The organism is Larkinella harenae (genome assembly GCF_054780515.1).
The window spans coordinates 1,268,065-1,292,989 of the sequence record NZ_BAAGWE010000002.1; the positions used below are offsets into that span (position 1 = coordinate 1,268,065).

20 protein-coding genes are annotated in these 24,925 nt (G+C 51.6%); 13 read left to right on the plus strand and 7 right to left on the minus strand.

Going from position 1 to position 24,925, the window contains the following annotated elements; genetic code table 11:
• Nucleotides 1-17: 17 nt before the first annotated feature.
• The 3 genes from ACYVH9_RS16245 to ACYVH9_RS16255 all read right to left on the minus strand — a co-directional run bounded on the left by ACYVH9_RS16245 (nucleotide 18) and on the right by ACYVH9_RS16255 (nucleotide 2,951).
• Nucleotides 18-1,349, minus strand: coding sequence for a UDP-glucose dehydrogenase family protein (locus ACYVH9_RS16245; protein ID WP_460637418.1), 1,332 nt, complete (start codon nucleotides 1,347-1,349; stop codon nucleotides 18-20).
• A 404-nt stretch (nucleotides 1,350-1,753) separates the two neighbouring features.
• Nucleotides 1,754-2,494, minus strand: coding sequence for a tyrosine-protein phosphatase (locus ACYVH9_RS16250; protein WP_460637419.1), 741 nt, complete (start codon nucleotides 2,492-2,494; stop codon nucleotides 1,754-1,756).
• Nucleotides 2,495-2,525: 31 nt separating this feature from the next.
• Nucleotides 2,526-2,951 carry a helix-turn-helix domain-containing protein gene (locus ACYVH9_RS16255; RefSeq protein WP_460637420.1) on the minus strand — a complete coding sequence of 142 codons (426 nt, stop codon included), beginning with the start codon at nucleotides 2,949-2,951 and terminating at the stop codon, nucleotides 2,526-2,528.
• Nucleotides 2,952-3,236: 285 nt separating this feature from the next.
• On the opposite strand from ACYVH9_RS16255, the gene ACYVH9_RS16260 reads away from it, so the two are divergent.
• From ACYVH9_RS16260 to ACYVH9_RS16285, 6 genes are all read left to right on the plus strand, one after another.
• A complete protein-coding gene (locus ACYVH9_RS16260; protein WP_460637421.1) occupies nucleotides 3,237-3,917 on the plus strand; it encodes a hypothetical protein in 681 nt (226 codons plus the stop codon).
• Nucleotides 3,918-4,007: 90 nt separating this feature from the next.
• On the plus strand, nucleotides 4,008-4,718 hold the full coding sequence (locus tag ACYVH9_RS16265) for a PD-(D/E)XK nuclease-like domain-containing protein (RefSeq protein WP_460637422.1): 711 nt from the start codon (nucleotides 4,008-4,010) through the stop codon (nucleotides 4,716-4,718).
• 105 nt (nucleotides 4,719-4,823) lie between these two features.
• The gene (locus ACYVH9_RS16270) at nucleotides 4,824-5,186 is read left to right on the plus strand and encodes a hypothetical protein (RefSeq protein ID WP_460637423.1); all 363 of its coding nucleotides are present in this window, start codon (nucleotides 4,824-4,826) and stop codon (nucleotides 5,184-5,186) included.
• A gap of 204 nt (nucleotides 5,187-5,390) precedes the next feature.
• Entirely contained in the window at nucleotides 5,391-6,089 is a 699-nt protein-coding gene (locus tag ACYVH9_RS16275) for a pentapeptide repeat-containing protein (protein ID WP_460637424.1), read from the plus strand.
• Nucleotides 6,090-6,212: 123 nt separating this feature from the next.
• Nucleotides 6,213-7,409 carry a DUF748 domain-containing protein gene (locus ACYVH9_RS16280; protein ID WP_460637425.1) on the plus strand — a complete coding sequence of 399 codons (1,197 nt, stop codon included), beginning with the start codon at nucleotides 6,213-6,215 and terminating at the stop codon, nucleotides 7,407-7,409.
• A gap of 54 nt (nucleotides 7,410-7,463) precedes the next feature.
• Nucleotides 7,464-7,985 (plus strand): acyl-CoA thioesterase, encoded by a 522-nt coding sequence (locus ACYVH9_RS16285; protein ID WP_460637426.1) that lies wholly within the window; start codon nucleotides 7,464-7,466, stop codon nucleotides 7,983-7,985.
• 87 nt (nucleotides 7,986-8,072) lie between these two features.
• Here ACYVH9_RS16285 and ACYVH9_RS16290 read toward each other — a convergent pair whose 3' ends face one another.
• Nucleotides 8,073-11,624, minus strand: coding sequence for a carboxypeptidase regulatory-like domain-containing protein (locus ACYVH9_RS16290; RefSeq protein ID WP_460637427.1), 3,552 nt, complete (start codon nucleotides 11,622-11,624; stop codon nucleotides 8,073-8,075).
• 70 nt (nucleotides 11,625-11,694) lie between these two features.
• A complete protein-coding gene (locus tag ACYVH9_RS16295; protein ID WP_460637601.1) occupies nucleotides 11,695-11,994 on the minus strand; it encodes a putative quinol monooxygenase in 300 nt (99 codons plus the stop codon).
• 86 nt (nucleotides 11,995-12,080) lie between these two features.
• Between ACYVH9_RS16295 and ACYVH9_RS16300 the strand changes: the two genes are divergently transcribed.
• Nucleotides 12,081-13,052: an aldo/keto reductase gene (locus ACYVH9_RS16300; protein ID WP_460637428.1), complete on the plus strand. Its 972-nt coding sequence runs from the start codon at nucleotides 12,081-12,083 to the stop codon at nucleotides 13,050-13,052.
• 58 nt (nucleotides 13,053-13,110) lie between these two features.
• On the opposite strand, the gene ACYVH9_RS16305 is transcribed toward ACYVH9_RS16300, so the two are convergent.
• Nucleotides 13,111-15,672 carry a TonB-dependent receptor gene (locus ACYVH9_RS16305; protein ID WP_460637429.1) on the minus strand — a complete coding sequence of 854 codons (2,562 nt, stop codon included), beginning with the start codon at nucleotides 15,670-15,672 and terminating at the stop codon, nucleotides 13,111-13,113.
• 431 nt (nucleotides 15,673-16,103) lie between these two features.
• Nucleotides 16,104-16,778, minus strand: coding sequence for a hypothetical protein (locus ACYVH9_RS16310; protein ID WP_460637430.1), 675 nt, complete (start codon nucleotides 16,776-16,778; stop codon nucleotides 16,104-16,106).
• 259 nt (nucleotides 16,779-17,037) lie between these two features.
• On the opposite strand from ACYVH9_RS16310, the gene ACYVH9_RS16315 reads away from it, so the two are divergent.
• From ACYVH9_RS16315 to ACYVH9_RS16340, 6 genes are all read left to right on the plus strand, one after another.
• Nucleotides 17,038-17,601: a Crp/Fnr family transcriptional regulator gene (locus tag ACYVH9_RS16315; RefSeq protein WP_460637431.1), complete on the plus strand. Its 564-nt coding sequence runs from the start codon at nucleotides 17,038-17,040 to the stop codon at nucleotides 17,599-17,601.
• A gap of 146 nt (nucleotides 17,602-17,747) precedes the next feature.
• Nucleotides 17,748-18,812, plus strand: coding sequence for an AI-2E family transporter (locus ACYVH9_RS16320; RefSeq protein ID WP_460637432.1), 1,065 nt, complete (start codon nucleotides 17,748-17,750; stop codon nucleotides 18,810-18,812).
• Between the two features lie 147 nt (nucleotides 18,813-18,959).
• Complete coding sequence (locus ACYVH9_RS16325) at nucleotides 18,960-19,364, plus strand: hypothetical protein (RefSeq protein WP_460637433.1); 405 nt, start codon at nucleotides 18,960-18,962, stop codon at nucleotides 19,362-19,364.
• Nucleotides 19,365-19,428: 64 nt separating this feature from the next.
• On the plus strand, nucleotides 19,429-20,463 hold the full coding sequence (locus tag ACYVH9_RS16330) for an efflux RND transporter periplasmic adaptor subunit (protein WP_460637434.1): 1,035 nt from the start codon (nucleotides 19,429-19,431) through the stop codon (nucleotides 20,461-20,463).
• An 8-nt stretch (nucleotides 20,464-20,471) separates the two neighbouring features.
• Nucleotides 20,472-23,582 (plus strand): efflux RND transporter permease subunit, encoded by a 3,111-nt coding sequence (locus ACYVH9_RS16335; RefSeq protein ID WP_460637435.1) that lies wholly within the window; start codon nucleotides 20,472-20,474, stop codon nucleotides 23,580-23,582.
• Entirely contained in the window at nucleotides 23,569-24,924 is a 1,356-nt protein-coding gene (locus tag ACYVH9_RS16340) for a TolC family protein (protein ID WP_460637436.1), read from the plus strand. The genes ACYVH9_RS16335 and ACYVH9_RS16340 overlap by 14 nt, the downstream gene beginning before the upstream one ends.
• Nucleotide 24,925: the final 1 nt, after the last annotated feature.

Here is a 24,925-nt window from a genome sequence, read left to right on the forward strand (position 1 = left end):
TTATGAAGCTACATTGGTTAAGCCAGTTGATTAATCTCAGCCCCAATCGTCTCCCGACCAATGCTGTAGTAGGTGTAGCCGAGCTCTTTCATCTGCTCCAGTTCGTAGAGGTTCCGACCGTCGAAGATGACTTTGTTTTTCAGCAGCAGGTTCATTTTGCTGAATTCCGGGGTGCGGAACATCGGCCACTCGGTCATGATCACCAGCGCATCAGCATCGTCCAGGGCCGCGTACGAAGTGTGGGCGTACGTAATTTTGTTGCCCAGTACGTTTTTCACGTTGTCCATCGCTTCCGGATCGTACGCCGTTACTTTCGCACCGGCGTCCAGCAACGCCTGAATATTTTCCAGCGCCGGGGCTTCCCGAATGTCATCCGTGTACGGTTTAAACGCCAACCCCCAAACCGCGATGGTTTTTCCTTTCAACTCACCGTTGAAATGCTGGTTGATCACCGGCAGCAACTTGGTTTTCTGTTTGGCGTTTACGTCCATCACCGATTTCAGGATCTTGAAATCGTAGGCGTATTCTTCGGCGGTTTTCGCCAGTGCCTGTACATCTTTCGGGAAGCAGCTTCCGCCGTAACCGATTCCGGCGAACAAAAACCGTTTGCCAATCCGGCTGTCGGTTCCGATGCCTTTCCGAATGTCATCCACATCGGCCCCCGCTTTTTCGCACAGGTTGGCAATTTCGTTCATGAACGAAATCTTCACCGCCAGAAAAGCATTGGCGGCATATTTGGTCATCTCGGCCGAGCGTTCGTCCATGAAAATCACCGGATTACCCTGCCGTACCAGCGGAGCATACAGCTTGCTCATGACGGTTTTGGCCCGTTCGGATTTGGTACCCACCACCACGCGGTCGGGCTTCATGAAGTCTTCGATAGCAACGCCTTCACGCAGGAATTCCGGATTCGATACCACATCGAATTCGACCTGTGCACCCAGGGAAATATAGTCCCGTACTTTTTCGGCGGTACCCACCGGCACGGTGCTTTTGTCGACGATGACTGCGTACTGTTTAAGGAGCTGGCCCAGATCACCGGCCACTTTGAGAATGTATTTCAGGTCGGCAGAGCCGTCTTCGCCAGGAGGGGTAGGCAACGCCAGGAAAATAACCTCGGCCCCTTCGATACCTTCGGCCAGGCTGGTCGTAAACTTCAGGCGACCTTCGGCGGTATTCCGGTTGAAAAGCACATCCAGACCGGGCTCGTAGATGGGAATAATACCATTAATCAGCTTCTGCACTTTGCGCTCATCCACATCAACGCAAGTAACCTGGTTACCGGTTTCGGCAAAACAAGTTCCCGTTACGAGCCCAACGTAACCGGTACCAACAACAGCAATTTTCATAACGTCAGGTATGTAATAATGATCAAAACCTATTTATCGCTTTATTTCAAATACTTACTAACTAATTTCAATCTGGCTAGAGTAGCCGGGAGCTAAGGATACTAAAATAGAAATCGTTATATAAAATAGACAGAGAGCGTCTCTTTCGGGAGATTAGGAGTTAAACCTAAAAAATTGAAAGAACATAAACTATACATTCTTCAATCTTTCTTTGTGTAAGCGGCAGAAATTCTTTAAAAAATTCAATAAATACTACCTAAGCGTCTACTCTACTCCTATTCCCGGCAAAGTTATTTTCACTTTTATCAGACAAACCAGCAAATAGTATGCCGAAGGGAGCTCGGTTGCATAAAGCATTCAGCATGACCGTGCTACCAATCGCCACCAAGTAGCACAGGGGTGTGTTACAGCAACGAAGCGTTTTGAAACTGGTGCTGATCCAGCAGGGCCATCTCTTTTGATTCCAGCAAGTGGGTCAGTTTCTCGGCATCCCGGATTCGGTGGAGATCTGATCCGAGGAAATCAATAATGGATGCATCCAGCAATTGCTTGGCCTGCTGCTGGACCCGGCCGCCGTATTGGCCCATCAGCGAGAGCAGGTTCAACTGAAACAGGCACCCTTTTTCTTTCAACTGCTGGAGTCGTTCGGTCTGATCTCTCAGGTAGCCATACCGCTCGGGATGCGCCAGAATGGGCCGGTAGCCCTTTGTCTGGATTTGAAAGATGATCTCGTCGAGGTTCAGCGGGGCATTGGCAAAAGACAATTCAATCAGCAGGTAGTTCGGCCCAAACGTCAACAGATCGTTGGTTTCCAGCAAAGTCACAAAATGGTCGTCGATGAGGTACTCGGCGGCAGCTTCCACCTGGATGGTCAGGTCGGTTTCAGCTACGGCCTGGCGCAACTCGGCCAGCCCCTGGCGAATCGACTCGCTGGTGTTGGGATAATAATCCCGCAGCACGTGGGGCGTCGTGATGATTTTCTTATACCCCAGTTCTTCAAAAGACCGTAGGCAGGTCAATGCGGTTTCCATATCCGGAACACCGTCGTCGATGCCCGGTATCAGGTGAGAATGAATATCTACGCCCAGAAATCCGTAATCCGTATGGGAGGATTTTTCCTGGCGACGCTTAAAAAATGAGAACATAGGTTACAAGGAGGTCGTAAGCCCTGAGCCGTCAGCCTTTTGAAGATATATCGGAACGGCGACTGACGGATGCAAGACGGATGACCTTTTTTTGTCCAACGGCTTCTTCCAGTTCCTGCCGGAGCAAGTCATTGGTTTGTTGCAGTAAAGCTACACGTTCATTTAACTGAAACAAAAGAAACTCCATATTTCGCAACCGCTCGTCTAAGGTGGTGGCCGCCAATGGCGTTTGCGGCAAGGTACGAAACATCATTCCTTCTCCCCGCAACAACCAGTCGGCGTTGACGCTTGGATACGTCTGGACGATCTTTTGCAGGGTTTCGTAGCGCGGCTTCAGGCGACCGTGCAAAATATGATATACTTTTTCACCCCGCTTCTCCCCCAATTGCCGGGCAAACTCCAGAACACTGATATCCAGGGCTTCAATTAGCTGCTGCAAACGGGCTCCGATGGACATAGAAACGAAATCATTTACACAAAACTATGTATTTTTTGAATACGTATCTTTTAGTTCCAATAGTAAATCTCCGATTTAACACCCCGATTCCCGAAGATAACGTAGTAAAAAAGTGCGCAAACAACGGAATCGGCAGGGTACGCTAACTTTTCGGAAATCTTTTTATGTACGATTTTGTATCATACACAAAAGTGAGTATATTTAAACTCAAATACAAACCCCCATAAAAAGGCAAAAGGGATCGCATAGCGGTCCCCCTGTCCGAACAGTAAACAACAAATACTAATGAACACACAAAAAAACAACACTGACACAACAAATCAAAATGGTTTGGAACTGAAACTTTCCCAGAACGTTACCGAAACGCCGGACGAAGTCACGACAACACGGGCGTCCGGTCGCTTTAAATACCTGGAAGGCCATCCGCGCCAATACCGTTTTGACGCAAAGGAGGGCATTTTTAACATCAACGGCACCGAAAAACTGGGGGGTTCCCAGAATGGTCGGTCCCTGACGTTCCAGCCCATTGCGTGGCGTATTTTCACCGATAATATTTTGAACATGGGCACCAAAAATTGGGCCGAGATCTTTTTTATCGATGATAAAAACTGCGTTTCGGCCATTTTGTTCCACGGTTATTCGGTCGATAACATCTTCCGCCTAATCGAGCCCCTGTTTTACGACGACCTCACGTTGGCCGATGTGGTGATTACCGCCGTGGCCGAAAAAAAGGAAAATACCAAAATTCAACCCAAAGGGGTTTATTACATTGCCACCTTCAGCTACCAGCTGGCCGACCCCGAACACTCGAAAGTGCTGAAAGCGTTTGGGCAGGAAAACCGGATCTTCCGCCAGGAAACGCTGACCGACATCGCCAACGTGAAAACCGCCTATAACTATTACAACCCGTTTAACAATCCCAGCGAAGAATCGCTGACCGAAAACGGCATTCATCTTCTGCATTAAACCCGCGTTCCTTCTCCCAAAGAGACTTCGCTACAGCCTTCGAAGCGCTCTTGGGGGATGGGGCCGGTTTTCATCAAACGTCTCTTCGTTATGGTTACCGAACTCATCGATTATCGTTCCATTCCGCGGGTTTCCAACTCGGATCTGACCCGCCTGAAAGAAGAATGCCTGGGATACTCCTCATCCTCCCGGTTTATTCCGCAGCGGGCTATGCAGTTTGGCCGGGCGTTTCACTCCCACCTGCTGGAACCCGAAAGCGTGGGCAGCATCATCGAGCAGCTACTGCCCGACATGAAACCGGTTGAATCCGGACGGCTTGAGTACCTGACCGAACAGGTCCGGCGCGACTCTTTCTGCAACCGCTATCTTCGGAAATCGGAGCGCGAGCGCGTGGTGCTGTTTACCGACCCAGCTACCGAGCTGGCCTGCAAAGCCCGGCTGGACGTGGTGTATACCAGCCCCAAAAACCGCAATGCCCTGATTCTGGACTTCAAAACGACGTCGGCACGCACGCAGAGTCAGTTTTTGCAAAGCTGCTACGACTATGATTACGACCGCCAGGTTGCTTTTTATATCGATAGCCTGCGCCATGCCGAAAGTGCCGAGTGGGCCGACACCCACCGATTCCGCTTCGTGCTGATCGGCGTCCAGAAACAAAAACCGCACCGGCTCTTTGCCGTCGATGCCACTTCCATTCCGGACTTTGTCGAATACGGTCGAAAAAAATACCGTTTCTGGTTGCGCAAGTGGAAAGAACAACAGACCGAAAATACCGGCTTCTGGTTGCGGCAGGCATCGTAAGAGCTAAACCTGCCCCGTCTGGGCGACCCCGAAGATCTGGCAGGTTTAAAACCGCACTAACCCGGAACAACTTACTTGTGATCAACGTTTTACTAATGTATGATGATGACTCACCCCAACAAGTTAACAAACCCTTCTGACCGCCCATCTGCCCTGCCGTTATTCGACTGGGGAACCGATGGGCTGGTCGTCTGGATCGAAGAATTAGATGGTTTTGGTAGCCTGATGGCGTATATCGACGAAGCCCTGGCGCAGATTGCGTTCGCCATCGAACTGCAGACGGGCTGGGATCACCGCACTGATAGCCATACCTACCATCCGCTATACGGTTACCGGCTGTTGCTCCGCGACGCAACGGGGCTGTGGTATGCCATCCGTCTGGACGAAGCCGGGAAGTTCGCCGATTTCGTTCCACTGGAAGAATTTGATTACGATACAGCTTACGAAAAAGCCCTCTGGATTCCCTGATGTAACCCCGGATTTTAGTCCGTGCATAATTGCCTGCTAAGTCAATTTCTAAAACACGGACTAAAATCCGTGGGTACGTCGGTGCAACCTTTGGCGCTTGTTTTTCATCTTTAGGAAAAACAACTCCTATCTTCCGATGAAAACCGTATTGACCGCCCTGTTGCTCCTGGTTGCCTTTCTCCCCTAGCCCGTGCACAACGTACGGTGGATGCCGCCGACATTCTGGCCAAAATCAATCGAAAAGAGGTCATTTCGTACCAGAACGCCACCATCACCGGTACGCTGGACTTAACGGAGCTTTCTAACAAAAAACGCGTCAGCGATAACCGCTGGGCCGACGGCGAAGCGTACGAAAGCGTGGTTGAGACGCCAGTCACGTTTCAAAACTGCGTTTTCAAAGGCGATGTGATTGCTTACAAAAACGTGGAGGTTAAAAACCGCCGGTGGAACGGTGTGACGTACGTAGCCCATTTTTCCGAAACCGTAACGTTTGAAAACTGCACGTTCGAACGGAAATCGGAATTCAAATATTCTGACTTTAAACAACGGGCGGTTTTTGCCGGTAGCGGTTTTCGGGACGAAGCGAATTTCAAGTACGCCAAATTCCGGGCAGCCGCCAACTTTGGCAGTGCTCGATTTGGGCAACTCGGCAATTTCAAATACGCGCAATTTGGGGAAGAGATTGCCTTTCAGAAAGCCCGCTTCGACCAGTATGCCGACTTCAAATACACGAAATTTAGCGAAGGGGTAAATTTTCGCAGTGCCCGCTTCGACGGAATGGCCGATTTTAAATACACCCACCTGCCGAGCAAATCCAGTTTTGAAGAAACGGTTTTTGACGGCCCAACTGATTTTAAATACGCCACCCTCGACGGACGGAAATTCTCACCCTCCCGGCGGTAAGGGACCGGCCAAACAGAACAGAATACGCCCGGATCAACCTCCTTTTAATCAGTTTCAGACAATAACAACGTATAACCCTTGCCGCATTTTTCAGTTGTATAAGCAGCATTAACTCTTGTTGCTTTGAAACGATCCACAAAAATTATTCTGGCGATTGTCGTTGTTATCATCGTCGCCAGGTTATTGCTGCCGTACTTTGTTCTGCGCTATGTCAATAAACTGATGGCCGACATGGGGTCGTATACCGGCCACGTGGAGGATGTAAACATTGCCCTGATTCGAGGCTCGTACCAGATCAAGGATTTGCGCATCCGTAAGATCAACGGTAAAATCAAAGAACCGTTCCTGTCCGTGCCGACCATCGATCTGTCGGTTGAATGGCGGTCGTTGTTCAAGGGTGCACTGGTAGCCGAAGTCGAGTGTTACCGCCCTGAGTTGAACTTCGCATTCAGCAATAACGAACAGGCCAGCCAAACCGGTAAAGAGCTTGACTGGACCCAGCTGGTCAAGGATTTATTGCCCATCAAGATTAACCGGTTTGCGGCTTATGACGGGAAAGTGGATTTGGTCAACCTTTTCGAAGCCACCAAAACGGACCTTTCGCTGCAAAATTTTGCCGTTGATATTCGCAACATCCGGAATGTGGAGGACAAACAAAGCCGCCTGCCATCACCCGTGACGGCTTCGGGCAATGTGCCGGGCTGGGGCGGCACCATGAAGTTTGAAGCGGGCATGTTTCTGCTGAAGCAGATTCCGGATTTTAATTACAACCTGAGTTTTAACGATCTACAACTGGTCAAACTCAACGATCTGGCGCGCAAGTACGGCAACGTCGATTTCGAGCGCGGCACGGTCAGCGTGATCAGCGAAATGGCCATGTACGATGGTCGGCTGGTGGGTTATTTCAAACCCCTGACCAAGAACATGAAGATTTTCAAGCTGGAAGAACCCGGCGAGAAACGAACCATCAGCCGTTTTTTCACGGAACTGCTGGCCGAAGCCGGTAAAGAACTCCTCAAAAACCACAAGCGTGATCAGGTCGCTACCCGCATTCCGTTGCGCGGCACGGTCGAAAACACCAAAACGGAGGTATGGCCCATCATTATCGGTGTGCTGCGCAATGCGTACGTCGAAGCCTTTACCAAAGAATTTGACAATACCGTCACGTTTAAGGATGCGGTTGAAGTCTTGAAAGAGGATTACAAGGAAAAGCGGGCGGAAAAGAAAGCAGAACGAAAAGAACGACGTCAGAAGCGCAAAGAAGAGCGCCAGCAGAAACGGGAAGAACGAAAGAAAGAGAAACAAAATGCAGGAAAGTAGCAAAAACCGTAGTTTAGCACCGTTATGGAACAATTCCACCGCTTCTGACTCACTATGCCGCAACCCAAATACGCCCGCGAATCCTTAACGACCATGACGGAGATGGTCTTGCCCAACGATACCAACACCCTCAACAACCTGATGGGGGGACGCCTGCTGCACTGGATGGACATTTGTGCCGCCATTGCCGCCCAAAAGCACTCAAACCGTATTGTAGTGACGGCTTCGGTCGATAATGTGTCGTTCTCGGAACCGATCAAACTCGGCAACATTGTAACGATGCAGGCCAAAGTGACGCGCGGCTTCAATTCGTCGATGGAGGTCAACATTGAAGTTTGGGCTGAAGATATTCCGGCGGGAACGCGGGTCAGCACCAACCGGGCATTTTATACGTTCGTTGCCGTCGATCAAAATGGCCGCCCGATTGAAGTGCCGCCGGTTGTAGCCGAAACTGCCGAAGAACAACAGTTATTTGAAAGTGCCCTGCGTCGTCGGCAACTCCGCCTGGTCCTGGCCGGACGAATGAAACCGCAGGAGGCCAAGGAACTGCGCGCGTTATTCGGTGACGCAGCGTAAAACGGTGCACGGTTTTGGGTTTACGGTTGCTGACGCAGGGGAATAAGAATGTGTTAGCCAATTGCACCAAAAACCGTAACTGAAGACTTACTGCACGCTGATTTTTGCGATGCCCACGACGGGGCGCCCTTCGGTTGTAATACCCTGCACCACGACCCGGATGGTCCGCACCACATCCGACAGCGGAAAAGCCAGGTCGGTAGCGCCTTTCGAATCGGTCTGCATCAGTGGTTTCCAGTACAATACATCCCGTCGGTCAATGGGTGCGTTCGCTTCGATCGATTCTTCGTAGCGGGGAACGTAAAAGGTACGCTGGGGCAGAAAACCGATAAACGGCAGCTGATTCAACCCCGGACTGGGGGCGGTTTTGCGCTGATTAAACCCGCGCTTGGTGTATAACGCAATGACGCCATTTCCCCCGCGTGCCCCGTAAATGGCAGCTGTACTGGCATTTTTTAATACTTCAATGCGTTCAATATCATTTGGACTGATGTTGAGCAGGGCCATGCCGTCAGGATCGGGGTAATACGATCCGTCTAGGATGTACAGGGGCGGCTGACTTTCGACCGAATTCCCAGCCCCGAATGCAAAAGAACCCCGGATGTTGACGACATACCCTCCCTGGTTTTGCACCACATTAACGCCAGCCACCTTGCCCCGAATCATCTCGTATACATTCGGATACGGCATCGAGTTGTTATCAAACGTAATCACCGCATCGGGCTCGCCGTGCAGGCTCATTCGCCGGACGTGCTCCGGGCGGCTATCATTGCGTTGCCCTCTGACGGTTACTTCTTTCAACAGTTTGGTTTGTCGATCGCGGTAGATGCCCGGATCAGCTTCCTGGCGTTGCCGGGCCGCTTCGAGTTGCTGCTGAAACCGATTCCAGTCAGGCGATGAGCTGATTGTATTCGTTGCCTGTTGCCAAACCCGACCGGCGGTATCGGGTTCAACTTTTCCTTTGATCGCTTTGAATTGGTTGTTCATGACCTGCACCAGCAATTGCAGGGTATCCGTCACGCTTAGGCCCGCCATCCGAAACCGTCCGTACCGATCCGTGCCAATGGAGTGCGGCATGGCCTGGGTCGAAGTCGGGGCCGCAACCAGCAGCTCGGCATACGGAATTGGCTGGCGCTTTTCATCCACCACGCGCCCGCTGAAGACGATCCCACCCAACGTATCCGCCCGGGATTCTGGCTGACGCAGGCCGATCCGACGCCAGCCTTGCGTCAACAGCAGATCGTCAAGCGCCCGGCGGGTTGCCTGCGTGGTGTCTTTGAAGAAAAAACCGGGCTGCTCAACGCGCCCGCGCAAGTCGCCCGTCAGCAGCAGGTGCGTCCGAATGTCCGCAGCCGTCGAATCGTCCGGAACCTGATCGGCATCCGTAACCGCAGCCGACAAGGTTGCTACGGGCGGTATTTCCGGCTGATCGGTTAGTTTCAGGTTCAGCACAACGCGCTCCCGGGACTTATACCTTTGTTTTTCGCTGGTGATCGCCAGCCGAACCGGAGCAAGCGGCTCCCGGACATACACCAGTCGCTCGGCACGCGGTTTTCCGTAGGCATCGTAAAGCGTCACCTGACAAAGACCAGGCGGCAATACCGTCATGGGCAAATTCAAACGGGCTTTGCCATTCTGTAACTTCATTTTCATCCGCTGCACCAGCTGACCATAACTCTGGAACGTCAGGTACACGACCGATTCGGGGGCGGGGCCATTGGCCAGTACCCGCACCGTCAGTTCGGTGGTATCGCTCACCGCGTCGGCTGTCAGCACAAAGCCCTCCGGTTCAACCGGGGGCAAAGCGATCCGCTGTGTTTGTCCGCGGTAAGCCACCTCCGCCCGATACACCTGCCCAACTTGCGGATTGAGCACAACGCTACCCATGCCCAACGCATTGCCCGCAAAGCGAGCCACCTCCTGCCCTTTCCCATCAACAAGTCGGCCCGATACCGCCTGCCCCCGCCCATCCGGCCCAACGGCTTTAAAGGCAACCCGGTTTGGTACGCCAGCCACCCAATAACCGCCCTCCGGCAAAAACTGAACATCCAGTTCCGCGGCACGATCGGGACCCTGTTCCTGCGTGCCACGCAGCAGGTTATAAACCGTTACCGGGCGTTCGAAAGCAGGCCGGGTCGACGCGTAATCCTCATCCGTATACGCCCGCAGGCGGTAGACGCCCGTGGCCAGGGTGTCCGAAAACCGAAAATCCCCCATTGCCCGCCCATCCCGGATTCGTACCCACTGGTGCTGAATTACCTTGCCACCCGGCGTCAGCAGATCGACATGCAGCGCCCCTTCGCCAAACAAAACCTGCGTAGTCGTTGGCTCCAGCACATAGGCACTTAGCCAAAGCCGGTCGCCCGTCAGGTAAAACGGTTTATCAATCTGCGCAAAAACCGTTGGCGCCTGATACGGATGCGCCTTTTTCCAGTGCCGAACCAGGGAATCGAGCCGGTAGTCTGCGGCCAGAATCTGCCCTTCCGTTGGAGCGGTCAGTACAGAATCCGGTTTTCCGGCAGCGGTACTCACTTGCCAGTCGGCGGGGAGCAACACCGAAAACCGGTCATTGCCCAGATACCCCAGCGCCAGCATCCCCAACGGAACCGTCACCCGGCCATCGACGGTGATTTCGCTCAACCCCTGCGGGAAACGGAATTCGGTATACGCATACGGCGCATCCCGGTACGGAGAGGTGTTTGACGAAATTGTCCGGCTGTACAAAACTTTTAAAGGCATTGCCGTAATGAGCTTCCGTTCAAACGGCAGAAGTCCCGGCCGAATCAGAGAATCGGTATCAATGGGTAGTAAATGCCGACCCAGATCCGAATACAGGTCGGCGTTGGCACTCATAGGATATTCCGGATTGACCCGGTACACCATAAAACCTTCCTTTTCATAGGTTCCGGCCACCAGACTGGCCATTAGATGACGCGTCGATCCCTGGTAAGCCCGCTGCCGGTTGCTTCGCCAGCGTTCCGCCTGTCGGTTGTCCGTTGGTTTCAGCTCTTCAAAGCGAGTAGTGCCGGCGTAATACAAAGCACCATTATGGGTCACTTCAAAAAACTGCATATCGTACCGAATCCGGTAGCCCAGCGCCCGGTTTTCGATGATCACCGGCTCAGTTGCCGTGGCCCGAAGTCGGTGGTTCTCATTCGTAAACTGCAACACATTTGGGTTGACGACACTGCACTGATTGCGGAAGGGCGTGTTGCCGAGCAGCTCCCGCTGAAACGTTCGGAAGTGACGCTCCCAGGTTTTATCCCGCTTCGCTTTTACGGTCACATCGGCGAGTGTCACTTCCGAGTTCTTCAATTGCAGATTGACAACGCGCGGCTGATCGTTTTCGAGCCGAATCGACTGGCGGGCGGGCTGGTAGCCCACAAAAGAAGCCACCAGTTCAATGGTTCCCAACGGAACGTGGGTCAGACGATAGTGCCCTTTTTCGTCGGTGGTGGTGCCCTGGGTGGAGTTGTTGAGGTAAACGTTGGTGTAGGGCATTGGCTGGCCCGTTCGCTGCTCGGTCACCCGGCCCGTTATTGTCGTATGCCGCTGCGCAACGACAGCGGTGGTGAAAGCGTTCATGAAAAGCACAAGAACGATCACCTGGCAGGTACGGACACGAAACAGGGCATTCATAAGGTTCGGTCGAGGAATCCTTAAAAATACCAAATTCTTAGTAAAATGCTACAAAATACGTAAGATATCCCTACCCTTCCACCGTTTCCAGGCGCTCTACCGAAAACGCAAGGGGCCGATCCGAAAACAACGGTTTGGTAACCGCCCAGGTAGTTTTGAAAAGCTCTGAATGACGGTACCGTTCCAGCGACTCCGGCGAATCCCAGTGGCTATACGTTACATAAACCGCTGGCTGGTCGAGATCGCGCAGCAACTCCAGATGAAGACAACCCGGAAAGGCCCGAATCTGTTGTTTGGACTGCTCAAAAACCGTCAGGAAATCAGCCACCTTCCCGGCCGCAAACGTCATTCGAACCACACGGATTAACATTTTAATCAAAAGTGAAGAGTTAAAAGTTAAAAGTACAGTAATTCGCAGCTACTTTATAATTGTTCATTTTTAACTCTTAATTGACTATGCAATACCGTACGTTTGGCCGGACTGGCTGGCAAGTGAGTGAAATAGGTTACGGCATGTGGGGACTGGCCGGCTGGACAGGCTCCGAACGGCAGGAAGTCGATCAGGCGCTGGATCGTTCCGTCGAACTGGGCTGCAATTTTTACGATACGGCCTGGGGCTACGGCGAGGGGCTGAGCGAGCGAATCCTGGGTGATCTGCTGAAGCGTTACAGCGACAAACGGTTATACGTTGCGACCAAAATACCGCCTAAAAACCGGAAATGGCCGTCCAAACCGGAGTTTTCACTGAACGACGTTTTCCCGGCTGACTACATTGTGGAATACACCGAAAAAAGCCTCAAAAATCTGGGCGTTGAAACGATTGACTTGCAGCAGTTTCACGTTTGGGAAGACGGTTGGGCCGAACGCGACGAGTGGCAGGAAGCGATTACGAAGCTGACGAAAGAAGGCAAAGTACAGGCCTGGGGCATTTCGGTTAACCGCTGGGAGCCCGACAATTGCCTGAATACGTTGCGGACCAATCTGATTGATGCCGTGCAGGTGATCTACAACATTTTCGATCAGGCTCCGGAAGATAATTTGTTTCCGCTCTGCCGTGAACTGAACATCGGCGTTATTGCCCGCGTTCCGTTTGATGAAGGCACGTTGACCGGGACACTGACTAAGGACACGACTTTTCCGGCTGATGACTGGCGCTCGACGTACTTTGTTCCGGAAAACCTCAACGCCAGTGTCGATCACGCTGAAGCGCTGAAACCGGTGATTCCGGCGGGCATGACGATGCCCGAAATGGCTTTGCGGTTTATCCTGGAAAACCCCGACGTTGCCACGACTATTCCTGGCATGCGCAAGCTCCGCAACGTAGAAGCCAACATGACCGCCAGCGACGGCAAGCGCCTATCGAAGGAAGTACTGGACGAACTGAAAGGACACCGCTGGGACCGCACGCCAACCGAGTGGAGCCAGTAGGGAGTTTTGAATTAGGAGTTAAGGGTTGGCGGACACCCCTAACTCCTGATTCATCATTCTAGTAAGTGAACCGGACGGTTACACCGTAAGTACGCTGATCACCTACAATACCGGCGTATTGTCCGTAGCTTCCGGGAGCCGCCAGGAGCTGCTCGTAGTAATCCGTGTTGAGGATATTTCTTCCCCACAAGAAGAAGGTTAATCCGTTCGAAGCCCGGAAGCCCAGTCGGGCGTTGGTCAGCCCATATCCGTCAATGTTCAGGTACTGTGACGGTGAAGGACTGGATGAGAATTCGGACCGGAAAAACTGATCAAGACTGAGGAAGTAATTTCCCTTGAGGCCAATGAAAGTTCCCTTGGTGGTAACTTCACCGCCCACGGAGCCCGACCATTTCGAAATACCGGGCAGTCTTCCGCCCGAAACATCCTTGAACGCCTGCGGGCCACCTACTTCTTCCAACGGCACCGGTGCATTGGTAAACCGCACGTATTTGCCATCGGTATAAGCCACAGCCGCATTCAAAACCAGGTTTGTAAAGCGGACATTCCCATCCAGCTCGATGCCCTGCACACGCACTTTTTCCGCATTGGCCAGGTAGCCCCGGTTTACACCCGGCTCCGGCGTTTGTACCTGGGTTTGATAATCCCTGATGTCAGACCGGTAAAAGGTTAGATTCAGGATCGAATTACCCGACGGTTTGGTTTTCACGCCAAACTCCTTGTGGTCTACGTATTCGGGTTTCACATTGGCCAGATCAATCAGAACCTGGCCATTGGCGGTGGGCAAACCGCCAACGTTTACACCAATTGGCTTGAAACCAACGGAATACGTTGCATAGGCATTAAAATTCGTGTTAGCCCGGTACTGCGCCGACAGCTGCCCGGAGAAATTTCCTTTCGCGTATTCCGTGTTGAAAGCCTGGTTGGTATACACCCCGTTTTTCAAGGCAATCAGGGCCGGGTCAGTGGTTTGCAGTCCGCCATAGGTTACCCGGCTGTAATCAACGACTTTTTTGTCGTAGTTATAGCGCACGCCCGGCAACACATGGAGTTTATCCGTCACGGCCCAGTCAGCCTGTGCAAATACAGCCAGACTCGTGCTCTTGATCTCGTTGGTGGTGCGAATACCGAAGTTGTCAAATAAGCCGGGGGTTCTCCACAATGCACTGGTCGAACTCTGGGCAAACCGCCATTGGGCCGACCCGGCTTCTTCGGTTTGCACCGGATCAGATTTCAGATCCTGCCAAAGGCCAAATACCCCCACAACACCACTCAGGTTCGAAGCGACCTTCCCGGAATAACGGATTTCCTGCGACCACTGATCGTGCACCGAGTTACCCGAAGAAATCGTAAAAACCGGCAAGCCAATGTAATCGCGGTCATTCAAAGGCACCCATTTCCAGTAACGCCACGCGGTCGTAGCGGTCAGGGTTCCGTTCCCAATTTTAATGTCGGCATTGGCCGAAACACCCCCCAGTTGGTTATCAGCCTTGGAAGGCGTATCCAGATCCAGCTTACGTTCGAACGCACTCTGGTAGGGAAGTGTGTATCCCAAGTCGGCAATAATGGCGTTGAACTGGCGATAACCGGCCCGCTTCGTCGTCACCACACCCGCTACTGGCCAGCCATAACCCGTGGGCTTCTGGTCAGAAATGTCGCCGATTAGCGTGATTTTTACGTTATCGTTGGGTGTATACAGAAGTTGCCCTCTGACACCGATGTTATTGATGTCATTGATGGGCAGTTGCGTATGAACATTGAAAAACGTTCCGTTACGCTGAGTCCCCGTGAAAGATACACGAGCGGCCAGTTTTTTGCTCAATGGCCCCGTTAACGAGCCTTTGGCCTGGATAAAGCCTAAGTTCCCGTAGCTCAGTTCGAAGTTGGCACCGGTTGTGAAGCCAGGGGCCCGCGTTGTAATGTTGAACGCACCTGCCGTGGTGTTTTTCCCGAAAAGCGTTCCCTGTGGCCCCCGCAATACCTCAACGCGTTCGATATCAATAAAATCGAGTGCGGTAGCCGCCGGACGCGCGTAGTAAACCCCGTCTACATAAAAACCCACACCCGGATCAACGCCATCGTTGGTCAAGCCGTACGTAGACCCCAACCCACGAATGTTCAGCGTGGTATTACGGGCATTTGATGCATATAACTGAACTGTCGGCACCAGTTCTTTGAGACGGTTTACGGTAAAAGCTCCCGCATCTTCGGCCCGTTGCCCCCCGATTACCGAAATGGGAATGGGCACTTCCTGAGCCGATTCCTGACGACGACGGGAGGAAATCACGACATCTTCCAGTTGAGTGGTATTTGGATCGAGCTTGATTTCGATCGTACTGCCGCTGACTAAGACTTCCTTTTTGACGTATCCAATATAAGTAACAATCAGGGTAAACGGCAATCGTTGGCCCGTAACGAGATTGAATTCCCCATTTGCATCCGTTGCATCGCCGTTGGTGGTTCCTTTGATGGTAACCGTTGCACCGACCAATGGCTCGTTGTTGCTGGCATCCAATACTTTTCCGGAAATCGTTGCATTAATTGTGGGATCCTGTGCAGACGCGACTAAGGGGAATGCAAATACCCCTATCAGAAATATAAACTTGAAAATTTGTTTCATTGTAAACCGTGTTTGGTATTGGTTCGCTTGAGCCTTCCTAAGCATTTTGTTGAATTGCGTTAGTTGTAATATTAATCCTATAGATATAATAGGTATTTATTCACTATTAATTCAGCTTTTGATGAAGGCAATTAATAACAATCAGGAGGGTAAATAGACGGCAAGACCGTCAAGAGGAGGTTTGACAGCAGAAAGTAGATCGTGAATTTCTCATTGGTGGTTGATTAATTGACAGTTAACTAACTACTCAAGCAGATAGACTATAGGGAATTGTACTATTTAAAATCTATTGATTTAGTAGTTTTTTGAGCAAAAAAAATGTGCCACCTGTCGATTTCCAACAAATGGCACAAAAAGTTTTTTTAAAAACCGTATATTCTTTAAAATATCCTATTCAACAACCTATTGAATCCAAACTAAACAGATTTACGTTAGGCAACTTTCTTTACCTGCGTACGGCGTGGCTTGCGAAGCGAATCGTTTTTCGCATCTTCCAAAACCGCATCCGAGATGATTTCAAGTTGGTGCGCCCGCTTCAAGACCGATTCAAACGGCAGATTGAAATAGTTGGCAACATCCATCCGGAAGCTGTCCGGAAAGCGCGATAACCGCACGCCAAAGAAACTCCGGATTTCAGTTTTGGGCAATAAAGCCGCCAACGCTACTTTTTCCGCTTCAATCAGCAGGTCACTGCGATTAGGATATAGATGATCCAGCCCCATTGCCGCCGTCAGGATGTGCAGATAAAGCTGTTTGTAGGCACCCGCCAGCTCGTTAGGCAGAATCACCCACCCTTGCTCCCGAAATTTAGCCGCAAAACCCGTCAGGCCCGGCACTCCGCGCAGATCGCCCGCAACCAGCTCGTCGGGAAACTGCAACCGGTCATCGGTTTTCATTAGTCGATACACCACGGCTTCGACTGGGCTTTTCTGAAACAGCAGATCCGCCGGTAGCTGCTGGTTGTTCTCCCACTGATCGCTCAGCTTGACAAAAATCGTTTCATTAACGAGCGAATTCTGGGAATCTCCTAAACTAACAAGCATACGCCGAAACGCAGCCAGAAAGTCGATCTGAAATTGATTCGGATTAAATTTTGTGCGTCTCATCGTAGCGTAAAAGCCATCCGGCAATCGGGTCGCCGGGATTCGTGAATATCAAGGAGTTAAAACCCCGGAAAAGGATTATAAAAATACAAAACCCTGAACAGATTTACAATGTTTTCAGACGTATTCCTGCCCTGAATCCAGCCAACAGAAGCTTATTGCACGTTCCCACTTGCCAAATGGCGGTTTTTTGTTTCTTTGCGCCTGCTAACCAGACTATCCGGCCGCTTTGGTCGCATTTCCTGGTCATTTTCTGACGCTGATGGAGCTTCTTTCTTTCTTAAAACAACGGGTTACGGTTTTGCCCGACATGGAAACCGTGCTGGATCAGGCCTTCAAACGGGAGGAATACCCGAAACACCACAAAGTGCTGCAACCGGGAAACCGCTCCCAGAAAGTATTTTTCATAGAGAAAGGGCTAGCCCGCACTTATTATTTGAAAGATGACGGCAAGGATATAACGCATTTCTTTTTTGCCGAGAATTCGTTTTCCATGCCCATTGAAAGTGTTTTTTATGATAATGATTCTCCATACGGCCTGGAGCTGCTGGAGCCCAGCATTATACGGTCCATTACTTATGCGGACCTGGAAAAATACATCGAGCAGTCTGACGCGCTGGAAAAGCTCATGCGTTTGTTGCTGATTGATGTATTGAGGGCCTTTTCGGATCGGTTCAATGCGCTCCAGTTTCAAACGGCCCAGGAACGCTACCGGATTATGCTTGAAACCTACCCCGACATTCTGCTACGCGCCCCGCTTGGCCACATTGCTTCTTACCTGGGTATCACGCAGCAAACCCTGAGTGTCATTCGGGCGCAGCGGTGATTTTTCGGGGTCTAGTCGGCCTAGACGGTTTTAGGAATGCGAAGGAACAGTCTCTTCTCCGTGGCTCATTAACAATCCAGAGGCAATGCTGTTAAATATAAAGAGGCCCGGTTGAATGATCGAGCTATTTGCTTTTTGCAGCCTTTATGAAAGACCCGTTTACCACCACCAGTAATGAGACTTTTGCGGAACGTGTTTCCATTTTCGTCGGAATCACCATCCTGTTTTTAGCCCTTGTGGGCATATTTCTTGTCAGCTTTGAAATTTTCCTGCTGATCATTGCCGCCCTATTAGTTGCCTTGCCGTTACGGGCGGGTGCCCGCAAATTGCACGACAAATTCGGCTTGAAGGAAAGCCTCAGTCTACTGCTGGTTATTCTGGGCGTGCTGGCAGTGTTAACGGGTATGATCTGGTTGCTGGCAGATCGAATTAGTAGCCAAATTGTTCAGTTTCAGAAGCAGGCGCCGGATGCCATCGAAAGTGCCCAACGGCAATTATCCGCTTCCGGTTTTGGCCGACAACTGCTGAACAACCTACCGTCTGCCGATGAAATCAGGCAGGATAGCTCAAAACTGATGTCGCATGCCTCCGGGATCTTATCTGGCACGTTTGGAACACTGAGCAACCTGTATGTGGTGGTATTCATGGCGGCCTTTATTGTAGTCAACCCTGCCATGTATCGCTCGGGGATCATCACGCTGGTACCGAAGTCCGGTCGAAAGCGCACCGGGGAAATACTGGACAATCTGAATCAAATTCTGGTGAGCTGGCTGCTGGGTCAGCTGTTTTCAATGCTCGTTGTGGGGGTTCTAACCTTTATTGGTCTGTGGATATTGGACGTTCAGCTAGCGGGTGTGCTGGCGCTGTTTGCCGGCCTGATCTCCTTTATTCCCAACCTCGGACCGATCATCGCATTGGTCCCCGCCCTGCTGTTTGCCTCGCTCGACGGCTTTGACCAGGTGCTTTATGTGTTAATACTGTATCTTGCGGTGCAAACCATCGAAAGTAGCGTAGCCACGCCCTTGGTTCAAAAAAAGATGATTAACATGCCGCCCGCGCTGGTTTTTGGCTCTCAGTTGGTTATTGGTGCATTTGGTGGATTGCTGGGGTTAACGCTGGCTACGCCGATTATGGCCATGCTGATGGTGCTGGTCAAAATGATTTATGTGCAGGACATTCTTGACGACGATTCCGTACAAATTCAATCCTAGCATTTTCTCAATCGTTAAAACCTGAATAGACTGCTTACCAGATTCTTAGTATTCTTAAAATTTAGGAATAGCATCTGCATTTTTTAAGATAGATGAAAAGAAAGCCTCCCCAGCTTCCGGTCCTTTGCATGGTAAATTTTAGTAGCCATGCAGAACAATCATCTAACCCCAACATTCCATTATCTTTTCATCACCGATGAAGTAGGAATCGGTGAGGTTTTTCCGCGGCTGAAAGCCCGACTGGTTGAGCAACCGACCAATCACGTTTCGCTCATCTACTTTTCTGCTGCCGGAAAATATGTATTTCGGCGGGAGTTGGACATTCTACGTCTGCACTTTCCGGCGCAGTTCATCCCTTTTTACGAGTCTAGGCAAACCGATCTTTCGGCTTTTGTGCCGCAGGAAACCATCGAAGTCATCCTGAACGAAAACACCCGCGACCAGCTTCATATCTCCCTGGACGGTAGCGACGATTTTGTGCTTTCGGCTCAGGAACAACTACACTTTCTGGGCGTCGAAAAAGACGCCATTCACCCGCATTTTTTAAGATAGATGAAAAGAAAGGCCGTTACAACCGGCCAATTTTGCGCTGTCATTCTACTAAACACCAACAGCAATGATACGGAGAAATTTATATTCCATACTAGCATTGGGTCTATTCCTGGGCAGTTGCCAGCCGAAAAATACAGAAACTGAAGTAACGGAAACGGCTTTGCCAGTCGTTGCGGAGCCAGTGCATAAATTAGCCACCAACCGCGACATTTCGATCAGCGGAAATATTGAAGGCAGCAGAACGGTCCGGTTAGGTTTTATGGTCGGGGGCAAGATCAATTTCATTGCTGCCGACGAAGGCCAGTTTGTACGCAAAGGCCAATTGCTGTCGAGCCTCGACCCAACCAACTACGGCATCGCCAAAGAAATCGCCGACGTGCAGGTCAACCAGGTTACCGACGAGTTCAACCGGTTGAAGCTCCTGCGCGACCGGAACAGCCTCAGCGAAAGCGATTTTGCCAAGGTCAACTTTGGCTTGCAGCAGGCGAAAGCGCAGCAGAAACTACAGGGCAAAAACCTATCCGACACAAAATTATACGCGCCGATCAGTGGAGTTCTGCTGAAAAAGATGGCCGAAGTCGGCGAGATTACGGGCGTTGGCACACCGCTCTTTGTCGTTTCAGACATCAACACGGTGAATGTCAACGCCTTTATTCCCGAAAACGAACTGCATAACATCAAACTTGGGCAATCGGCTTCGGTGCTGGTGTCGTCTTTGAATGAGACGTTTATCGGCAAAGTGACTGAAGTGGGTTCGGCGGCTGACGCCAGTTCACGGGCATTTACGGTCAAAATCCAGCTGAAAAATCCCAAACAACTGATCCGCCCCGGCATGATTGCCGAAGTGAAGCTGGCTTCGAACCAGAAAGCTGACCTGCTGGCCCTCCCCGCCGAAGCGGTGCTGCACGATCTGGATAACCAGAGCTACGTTTTCGTGGTCGATTCGGCCCAGCAAAAAGCGTTCAAACGCAAAGTCAGCGTTGGTCAACTCATTAACAATCAGATTGAAATTACGTCGGGATTAAACGCCAAGGAACTGGTCGTAACCGGCGGGCAGCAAAAGCTCAGCGACGGCGCTCTGATTTCACTTTCTAAATAACCACAGCGATGAATTTTGTTCAGGCATCTTTAAAATACAAGCAGGTCACCCTGTCGGTGTTGCTGTTGCTCTTCGCGGTGGGCGTCAACTCGCTGTTGACCATGCCACGCCGGGAAGACCCGAAAATCACGGTTCGTCAGGGGCTGGTGCTGGCCTTTTACCCCGGTGCCAACTCGGCCCAGGTTGAAGATCAGGTGACCAAAAAGCTGGAGCGATACCTGTTTCAGTTTGAGGAAGTTCGTAAAGACAAAACCTATTCGACCACGCAGGACGGGATGGTTGTCGTGAATGTCGAGCTGGGCGAGAACGTCAAAAATCCCGACGTGTTCTGGAGCAAATTGCGCCACCAGTTGCTGGTGGTCAAAACGCTGGATTTGCCGCAGGGCGTACGCGGACCGATTGTCAATTCCGACTTTGGCGATACCGAAGCGCTGGTCATCGGGATCGAAAGCGATCAGGCCAGTTATGCCCAACTGAAAGATTATACCCAAAAACTGGAAGATAACCTGCGGACGATCAAGGCAGTATCGAAAATTAAACGCATTGGTGAGCAGAAAGAGCAGATCACCGTTTCGTCCAATTCGGAGAAATTATCGCAGTACGGTGTCAACCTGCAACAAGTGGTGAAACTGCTGCAATCGCAGAACACCATCGGTGCCACGGGCGATCTGAAAACCGAAAACAGCCGGACCCCGCTTTACACCAGTGGCTACTACAATACCGAAAAAGAAATTGCCAACCAGATTGTCGGCGCTTCGCGCTCCGGGGCAATTGTGCGGCTGGGCGATGTGGCTACCGTTCGCCGGGAATATGCCGAGCCAACGAGCAAAATCAGCGTCAACGGGCACAAAGCCATGATCCTGACGGTCCAGATGCACGAAGGCAACAACATTGTGCAATTTGGTCAGGAAGTAAACCAGAAGATTGCGGAAGTATCGAAACTGTTACCGGCCAACGTGAAACTGACTACAATTGTGAACCAGCCGCAAATGGTTGATGCCAATGTGTCGCACTTTATCGGGGAGTTTTTCCTGGCTATTTTCTCGGTTGTGGTGGTGGTCATTTTGCTGCTGCCGTTCCGCATTGCCGCCGTAGCTGCGATGGCGATTCCGATGACGGTGGCCGTGACGTTTGCGCTGATGCACGCGTTTGGCATTGAGTTGCACCAGGTTTCACTGGCCGCCCTGATTGTGGTGCTGGGCATGGTGGTGGACGATGCCATTGTAATTGCTGACAACTACGTCGAACTGCTGGACGAAGGGCTGGACCGCTGGACAGCCGCCTGGCGCAGCGCGAGCGATCTGGTCATTCCGGTGCTGGCGGCAACCGTGACGATCATTGCTTCCTTCATGCCGATGGTGCTTCTGACCGGAGCCGTTGGGGAGTTTATCAACGCTCTGCCGTGGACGGTAGCGATTGCGCTGGCTTCCTCGTTCATCGTGGCGATGGTGCTGACGCCGTTGCTGTGTTACACCTTCATTAAAAAAGGGCTACACGATCCGAGCGCCGAAACCAACCGCAAGAAGAAATTTTCGTTGCTCGACCGGATGCAGAACGGCTACAATGCCGCGCTGGAATGGTCGGTTAAAAACCCGGCCCCGGTGGTGGGTATTAGCCTGGTAACCATTGTTTTGGCGGGCTTACTTTACTTCGGCGGGGTGCGCCAGAAATTCTTTCCGGCAGCCGAGCGCAATCAGTTTGTGGTGGAACTCTGGATGCCAACGGGCACGAAACTGGAAAAAACCGAAAAAGCCATCCAGAAGGTGGAACATCTAGTCAGAAAGGATCAGCGGGTCACGTCGTTTGCCACGTTTGTCGGCACCAGCGCACCGCGTTTTTACTACAACTTTTCGCCGGAAGTACCCGTCAGTAATTACGCCCAGATTCTGATCAATACAACTTCGGAGCAAACCACCGAAGCCTTGTCGGATGAACTGGCGCAGAAAGTCGGTCAATTGATTCCCGAAGGAATGCCGCAGGTAAAACTGATGCAACAGGGCCAGCCTCTGAAAGCGCCGGTCGAGGTTCGGATTGTGGGCGAAGACATTAATCGCCTGAAACAAATTGGGCAGCAGGTACAGGCGATTGTGACAAAAGCGCACGGCAGCGCCCTGGTTCGGAATGACTTCCGGGAGGACTACTACGGCATCAGCATCCAACTGAAAGACGAAGCCAACCGCCTGGGATTCACCACGTCCAGCATTGCGCAAATGGTGTACACCGGCTTTAGCGGGGCACCCGTTTCAACACTTTATGAAGGCAATAATGGCGTAGATATCGTGTTGCGCCTGAACGAGCAGAACCGGCAGACCACCAACGATTTACAGAATACGTATCTCGAATCGCCAGTGACGCAGGCCCGCGTGCCGCTTCGTCAGATTGCCGATATTCAACCGGAATGGCAGACGGGCAAAATCATGCACCGCAATGGTGTTCGGACGCTGACCGTTCAGAGCGAAACCCGCCACGGAGTCCTGGCCGCCGAACTACTGAAACAGATTCAACCCGACGTTGCCAAAATCCAACTCCCGGCGGGTTACCGCATCGAATACGGCGGGGAGTTTGCCAACAAGCAGGAAACCTTCAGCCAGATGATTACGGTCCTGGTCATCAGTCTGGTACTGATCTTTTTCATCCTTCTGTTCCAGTTCCGCAACCTGAAAGAAGCCGCCATTGTGATGCTCACCATCCCGCTGAGTCTATTCGGCGCCCTGTTTGGGCTTTTCATCACCGGCAACAATTTCGGATTTACGGCTTTCGTCGGCCTGATCAGTTTGTCGGGAATTGTGGTCCGCAATGCCATCATCCTGGTCGATCATACCAACGAACTGCTGCGGCACGGAATGGACATTCGGACGGCGGCCATCGAGTCCGGCAAGCGACGCCTGCGGCCCATTTTCCTGACGGCGATGGCCGCTGCGATTGGTGTTCTGCCCATGATTTTGTCCGGTTCGCCGATGTGGAGTCCGCTGGCCAGTGTAATTGCCGTCGGGGTGGTTTGGTCCATGATCATGGCGCTCCTGACCGTGCCGGTTTTATACATCGCCTGGATCAAACCCCGCGATAAGCAAGAAAGTCCAATTGTTGTGAATAACGCAGCGCACCATGAAATCGACTAATCAATTGATAAAAAACACCGCCACTGCCCTATTGGTAATGGTGGCAACGCTGGCTCAGGCGCAGCAATCCGAACCGCTGAGCTTGCCGAAAGCCATTGATATGGCTCTGGAAAACAACCGCTCCCTCCACATTAAAAAATTACAGGTAGAGGAAAAACGGGCGAAAGTTCGGGAAGATGAAACGAGAAAATATCCGTCCGTGACGGTCAATTCAACCTATCAATACAATGCCAATCTGGGTCGACTGGTCATTCCCGAAGGATCGTTTGGAGCGCTGCCCGTAAACCAGACTACTATAGTTCCGCTACCGAACGAGACAAAAACCTTCAATCTGGGCGAACACCATACGTTCAACGCGGGGGCCACGGCTTACCAGCCAATCACTCAATTGGGCAAAATAAAAACCGGCATTGCCATCGACCAGACTGATGTACAGATTTCAGAGCAGGAACAAGCCAAAGTGGCGCTGCAAATCCGGCAGGGGGTCGAGCGGCTGTATTACGGAATGCTGATTACCCAAAAGCATCAAGAAGAGGCCACCGCTAAACTGGAACTGGCTAAGCTTAAGTTGTACGATGTGGAAAGCGCTTTGCAGTCCGGCAAAACCATTGACGCTAGCAAGGCGGGATTGCAGGCCAGCATTGCCGATGAAGAACAAAATCTGCTGAAACTGACCATTCAGATGGACGATTACCTGGCCGATTTGAAGTACCTGACGGGGTTGACAGCGGATCAGGTTACGCTGGAGGGCGTCGATCTGTCGGCCCTGCCAACCGCCAACCTGGAAGAAACCAAGGCTATCGCCAGCAAAAATAACGTTGATCTGAAACTAGCAACACTGAGTCGCGACAAATCCGAACTGGCCATCAAAGCCGCGCAGCAAAGTTACCGCCCCGACGTGGGGCTGGTGGCTGGTTATTCGTATCAGGTGGGAAATTTACTGTATCCGACGCATAACCCGTTTGCGGGAGTGAATCTGAAGTGGAATATTCAGGATTTATTCGCTAACAAACAGGTCCTGAACCAGCGCCTTTTTTTGCGGCAGCAGGCCCAGGAAAATATCGCCAACACGCAGGAGCAGGTGAACAACAGCATCGAAAAAGCGTATCGCAAAATCAATCAGGCAACGGCTTTGATCAACGTGGCGCAACGCGCGGTGCAGTATCGAACGGAAGAGCTGAAAGTACAGAACGACCGCAAGGCCGCCGGGCTCAATCTCCCGTCTGACATTCTGGCCACGCAATCGCAGTTGGCCAAAGCGCAGGCCGATTTGCTGTCTGCCCAGTTGAATTACCGGCTGGCGCAGTCGGAGTTGAAAATCCTGACGGGCGAGATAAAGTAAC